At 57.3% G+C, this 5,984-nt stretch carries 5 protein-coding genes; all 5 read right to left on the bottom strand.

The annotated features are described in order from the left end of the window. Positions 1-993: 993 nt before the first annotated feature. The 5 genes from ACYVGK_RS14645 to ACYVGK_RS14625 all read right to left on the bottom strand — a co-directional run bounded on the left by ACYVGK_RS14645 (position 994) and on the right by ACYVGK_RS14625 (position 4,918). Positions 994-1,386 (bottom strand): type II toxin-antitoxin system PemK/MazF family toxin, encoded by a 393-nt coding sequence (locus ACYVGK_RS14645; protein ID WP_460734997.1) that lies wholly within the window; start codon positions 1,384-1,386, stop codon positions 994-996. 1,245 nt (positions 1,387-2,631) lie between these two features. Then, on the bottom strand, positions 2,632-3,054 hold the full coding sequence (locus ACYVGK_RS14640) for a DUF6869 domain-containing protein (protein WP_460734996.1): 423 nt from the start codon (positions 3,052-3,054) through the stop codon (positions 2,632-2,634). A 73-nt stretch (positions 3,055-3,127) separates the two neighbouring features. After that, positions 3,128-3,397, bottom strand: a complete 270-nt coding sequence (locus ACYVGK_RS14635) for a hypothetical protein (protein WP_460734994.1) — start codon at positions 3,395-3,397, stop codon at positions 3,128-3,130. Positions 3,398-4,240: 843 nt separating this feature from the next. Continuing rightward, positions 4,241-4,579, bottom strand: a complete 339-nt coding sequence (locus tag ACYVGK_RS14630; RefSeq protein WP_460734992.1) for a hypothetical protein — start codon at positions 4,577-4,579, stop codon at positions 4,241-4,243. A gap of 132 nt (positions 4,580-4,711) precedes the next feature. After that, entirely contained in the window at positions 4,712-4,918 is a 207-nt protein-coding gene (locus tag ACYVGK_RS14625; protein WP_460734990.1) for a hypothetical protein, read from the bottom strand. Between the last annotated feature and the right edge of the window lie 1,066 nt (positions 4,919-5,984).

Raw genomic sequence — 5,984 nt, 5'->3', positions numbered from 1 at the left:
GGATTGGGAGGATCACATCGACGACGGCTTGAGCGTCAGCCGGTGAGTATTGGCGAATGAGTGTCATGGCAAATGGGGATGGCGCCTAACGCCTGAATTAAGCCGAGCCGCGAAGCGGCTTCGGCTTGAATGAATTGTTAGGCACCGAGCTCATCTATCCGAGCCTTGATGCTGTCACGGTTAAAGTGCTTCCGGATTGTGGGCCAGTTGTCGGAGGACCTGGCGACGTACAGGCCGACGCCGAACCCCATACCGAGAAACAGAAAGATGAAAGACATCACCAGAGGCGAGGCCAGATAGCCAGCTCGGTGTACAGCCATGAGCAAGGCCATGGTCACTACACCGAAGCCGATGCATATCCACCAGCTGGGATGAACTCTGGAGCTGGGATTGTCTAGCTCAGCTAGAACAGCGGCTAGGTACTTCTTCTCTTGGCTAGGTGTCATGTTTGGTCCGGGGCCTAACGCCTGAATTAAGCCGAGCCGCGAAGCGGCTTCGGCTTGAATGAATTGTTAGGGCTCAGGCTGGTGCCAAAGCACCTGCTGCCCAAACGTGGGCCCCTCACCCCAAGAGAGCGTAATGCGCTGTTCTTGCCCGCCAATCGGCGATGCCAGGACAACTCGGTGGTCTCCGCAATGCTTAAGGACCACCTCAAATTCATCGCCCTGAGACTTAGCTGAGTGTGGTTTAAGGTCAGCAAGCTCGACAGGAAAGCCATCGTGGATAGGCCAGCCATGGCGGGCCTCAGATGTTGGGGCCAGCCGCTGCAAGTCTTGAGACAGCTTGACTAGGCGAGTCTCAGGTAGCGAACGCGCAAAGGTCACCTCATCCGACGATTCATCGCAGATCGAGGAAGAACACCCTGCTGAGAAGAGAAGCAGAATTAGAACTAAAAGCCTCACTGACCTTTCCCCTGAGCCCTAACGCCTGAATTAAGCCGAGCCGCGAAGCGGCTTCGGCTTGAATGAATTGTTAGGCCGCGTAGCCAGCGCTCTAGCCGCGACTATGAAAGGCCTCTTGGACAAAGCGTAACCCCGAAAGAACTTGGCCGATACGTGCCTGCGACAGCGACCCAATGTGCGAGCCTAGCCGCGCTTTATAGATGCAGGATATCTGCGAGGCGACCACAACGCTTTGCCGCTCCAAGCCTCCCTCACCTGGCTCCAGCAGGACATTGCCGGGCTCGGAGGCTTTGCGAAGGTTTGAGCTCAGGGCGCAGACGACGACGGTGCTGATACGAGAGTGATTAAAGACGTCGTCTTGCACGACGACATGGGGGTGAGGCGCCCCCGGGACCGAGCCCTTTGTCTCGTCGGCAGCGACCCAGAAGATGTCGCCGCGACTAACGACGTGAGGATAGGGCTGGGGTGCTACTTCTCTGTCCATGTGGCCTAACGCCTGAATTAAGCCGAGCCGCGAAGCGGCTTCGGCTTGAATGAATTGTTAGGGCCCACAGCGACGAACCGCACGAGCAGCCCGCCTGAGAGCCCAGGCAAAATATGCCGATAGTGAGCGCCCAGCCAAGGTCCATAAACAGCACTGCAAATGGAGCTGACGAAGCCAGACCTACAAGTGAAAGGCTCCATGCATGGGCCCACCCACGGCGGCGCAAGAAAACTAGCAGGGGCCAGCATATGGCGAGAGCGACAAGATAGGAAAGCAGGGAGCCGAAAACTAAGACGTATAGAGCCAGCTTGCCGGAGAGCACTCCGGCGGGGATAAGCGCTGCTAGCGGCGCTATAACCATGGCGAGTTCATCGCTGCGTTTCATGTGGGCCCTAACGCCTGAATTAAGCCGAGCCGCGAAGCGGCTTCGGCTTGAATGAATTGTTAGGCCTCATACGGATTACCGTACAGGCCGTAGCTTGCTTGTAAGAACTCACAGAGCGCGAGTGCGTCTGAGCTTGTGCGTAGCGTAACTGGCTCAAGGCTCAGCAAAACGGAAGTGCCAAGAGCCAGAGGGGCGTAGCTAACATTCTCGACTCGAAGGATGCCTGGGTAGTCCGGTAGGGCAATAGGCATTACCCCATTGTTTGGGAAAAGAAACGAGATGCTCTCGCCGATGCGCGGAATGCCGGGCAGCTCCAACTCTCCATCAACATTGCCGAAGGCGCTGCCGTCAGAGAGAAAAATGGAAAAGTCGATTTGGCAAGAGATTGGCATGAGGCCTAACGCCTGAATTAAGCCGAGCCGCGAAGCGGCTTCGGCTTGAATGAATTGTTAGGCCGCGCGCCGCCGCGCTGTGAGCGCACCAATGCTGCCACCAATAAGTCCGAAAATTGCACCTAGGACTATCGCGAATGCTGCGGTATAGATCCAGTCCGACGGCGTGAGGTCGATGGCAACCCGGCCAGGACCAATGGCCCAAGAGACGGCCCAGCCAAGCGTTACGTCAGTGATGCCCATTACAGCGCCAAGCAAGAGTGCAGCCCAGAAGCCAAACATCCGGGCGGCGAAGTATGCGAACACGATGTAAAGGGCAGCGGAGCCAACGGTGGCATACGACTAGGGGAAGCCAAACCCCAGGGAGGCGATAGATGCGACCGCATCAAATGCGATCACCGACAAGGACGAGAGTGCAAAGAACTTGAAAGCTTGCAAGAAGGTCTCCTGTGCGGCCTAACGCCTGAATTAAGCCGAACCGCGAAGCGGTTTCGGCTTGAATGAATTGTTAGACGGCTGCCCCACCTGGTCGCAGCCGAGTTGAATATAACGCTGGGTGATTGGATCACCAGAGGCCGGAACCCACACCTTAGGCAACAATGCTGCAAAAGATTGATTACTCTTGGCCTCAGCCGCCACCCGATCTACAAAGGCGGCGCCGTGGTCTTGAATAAGATCTTCGAGTGGGCCAGCCGCAAGCATGCCTAAGACGTTATTGGATGGCTGGAGTGCGAGCACATCAAGAACAAATTGCCAGAGCGTTTCAGGTTCCGACCCGGTAAGGTCAATCACCTCAAATACGACAGGCCACTCATCTTCCGTGGGACCGCCGAGATGCTCGTATGCATCAGCCCATGCGGCCGCTAGCTTTTTAATTTGATCGCCGAGCATCTGTCGCTGCCGTCTAACGCCTGAATTAAGCCGAGCCGCGAAGCGGCTTCGGCTTGAATGAATTGTTAGGCATCTAGCCGACGAGCTCAAACTGCCCCTGAGGTAGGGACAGGGTATGCGACTCGTGTTGACCAGGCCCACGGTTGAGCCACTTTGTCACTGTTACCAAGCCGGTAGAGGATATTTCCTCTACGGGAAATGTCTCGCCAATCATGGAGCGAATGTCCTCGATCTCGCTGGGCTCGAGGAAATCGAACAGCTCCATCTGCAGGGCGATGACTCTGACGAGGTTGCCGATACGTACGGTCTTGCCGTTTGTGTCGGCCGTTGTGACGTCTGCCATAGATGCCTAACGCCTGAATTAAGCCGAGCCGCGAAGCGGCTTCGGCTTGAATGAATTGTTAGGTGCCAGCCGGCTGTGGCAAGGCAACCTGAAAGTGGTTTGAGAATGGTTTGGTGATGTAGGGGCGTGAGACCTCCATGTCACCGCAAAATACCGCGACTGACCGGCCGACACTGCTCTTGGTGTAGCTAAGCATCCGCTTCTCCCCGTCCGAAGTCAGAGTAACGAGTAGTGCGGGCACGGGCCCCGGAGCGGTACCTATCGCAGCCACATGCTCCGGGCGAATGAACGGCCGGCTAGCTACCTGGCCATTTTCTCCGACCTCTCGGATGGAAAGGGGGCATGCATCCGCAAGGCGAGCGTCATCGGCTACTGGGGCCGGAGGAGGCGAGTCTTTGCTGCAGCTGCATACGAGCAAAGCTGCGAGAAAGGAAAGCGCTAACGGCAGGTTATGCATCTATGGCACCTAACGCCTGAATTAAGCCGAGCCGCGAAGCGGCTTCGGCTTGAATGAATTGTTAGAGCCCAGCCGGCTCACCAAAACCAACCCCGCACTTGGGGCAATTGTGGCCAGGGCCGGATGTTGCATTGGGAGCCAGGAAGCCCATACCGGCAAGCCAGAGACTGGCTCCGCAGCGGGGGCAACGGATGGAACGATAGGCAACAAACAGAACTAGAGCGACCAAGGCGACCCCAACTCCAATTGCGTAGCTGTACGGCGGCTCCAGCTTGAAGAGCATCGGGATAGCCATCAATGCCCACGCAGCAAAGAAGCCAAGGCGGAGGGGCCGGGCCTTTCGCTGTATCTGCTCGCGAATCGTCATATGGGCTCTAACGCCTGAATTAAGCCGAGCCGCGAAGCGGCTTCGGCTTGAATGAATTGTTAGAGGTGCGCCAGAGAAGCGAGGCAACGGCGAGCAAAGAAATCGCTAGAGCGGTGAGCGAGCAATGGAATAGAAGAATGTATTTGCCCGCAATCTTTGACCATTTGCTCGCAAGTTGAGCCTGGGCTACCGCAGAGATATTAAGTAGCTCTGGGTCCTTGGCCGACTCAAGTGTCTTTGCGACGTGATCAATGCTGGGGTCACCATGAGCGAACGCAATTACAAAGTCAGCGCGCCAAGCCGCGTAGGCAAGCAAGGCAGCCGCCAGTAGCGAGGTTAGGACTGCGAGAGACTTCATATGCACCTCTAACGCCTGAATTAAGCCGAGCCGCGCAGCGGCTTCGGCTTGAATGAATTGTTAGGCCGCGCCCGGAACCGTGCGAGCGCAGACCACCGAAACATACTGCCCCTCGCGACCGACAGGCGCGGCCTAGATATTTACCAAGCCGGTCATGGGCGTGACGTAGATGATATCGCCGCCGCTGAGGCTTGGAGAGGCCGGGCCGAATGCTTTCTCTCGCAGGCCTGGATAAGCATCAGAGAAGAAGGTGCTGACTGCCTCATCTGCGCTAGAAGCATGGACCTGGGTGATGAAGGATTTGCCTGGATGCTCAAGGATGAGTGAGTACAGATCCATGTGTGCGGCCTAACGCCTGAATTAAGCCGAGCCGCGAAGCGGCTTCGGCTTGAATGAATTGTTAGGCGGCTGCCAAGTTGTCATAGCCGGTGACCTGCGCGTGGATGATGCAATTGCCGCGCGACACCAAGTAGCCGCTGAATCCCCAGAAATCTCCCGAGTCTGGGTCCGTGCTGAATTGGAACGTGTGGAGTCTGTCGTCGCTCGTGAGGCGAAGGCGGACAGAATCCGGTATGTCCTCCTCAAACTCCCCGGCGGTGTATGGCGCCGAAACCGCCATACGGGTCAGCAGGTGATCGAGGGTGCCGCCAGGGCACTCGGCAGTGGGCGGCGATCGATCAGTGAAGTCGCCACCCCACTTGCTTGGAGGTGACAGCAAGTGGCCATCGCCGCACGCGAGGGAGCAAAGTGAGATCAGGGCAACCACTACAGATCGCATGGACATTGGGTGCCGCCTAACGCCTGAATTAAGCCGAGCCGCGAAGCGGCTTCGGCTTGAATGAATTGTTAGGCAGTGAGCCGGTAAACGGTCACTGCCACCGCAAACAATAGGAAGAGGAACAGCGGCAGGACAATACCCGCCAGGCCAGCCAGCCACGCTGGGAGACGCCGGAATGGCACCAGTGCGAGCGCTGCCACCGTGCCTGCGATAGCGCACGCAATTAGGTCTTCCATAGTCGCCCGCTCAAGAAGCGGAGCCCGTACGCTGCTAGCTCCTGTAAGCCGGAGCGCCGAGTAGAAAATTGGGAGCGCGAAGAAACCCGATACCCAGGCGATAGAACAATGGATCAAGCGCCGCGAGCGAACCTTCGGGCCGGTTGGGAGTTTGCTTGCGGGGGGCTGATAGAGATCTCTTTCCACTGCCTAACGCCTGAATTAAGCCGAGCCGCGAAGCGGCTTCGGCTTGAATGAATTGTTAGGCCTCGGATTCGTGGCAAACCATTTCGATGTTGTGCCCGTCCGGACCGATAACGAAAGCGGCATAGTATTTCCCGGTGTAGTTCGGGCGCAGTCCAGGCGCGCCATTGTCTTTGGCCCCCGCCTCCAGTGCTGCACGATAGAACAC

The organism is Lysobacter tyrosinilyticus, assembly GCF_054779815.1.
Note: the sequence above shows the minus strand (reverse complement) of the source record. Positions and strands in the feature narration are given on the sequence as shown.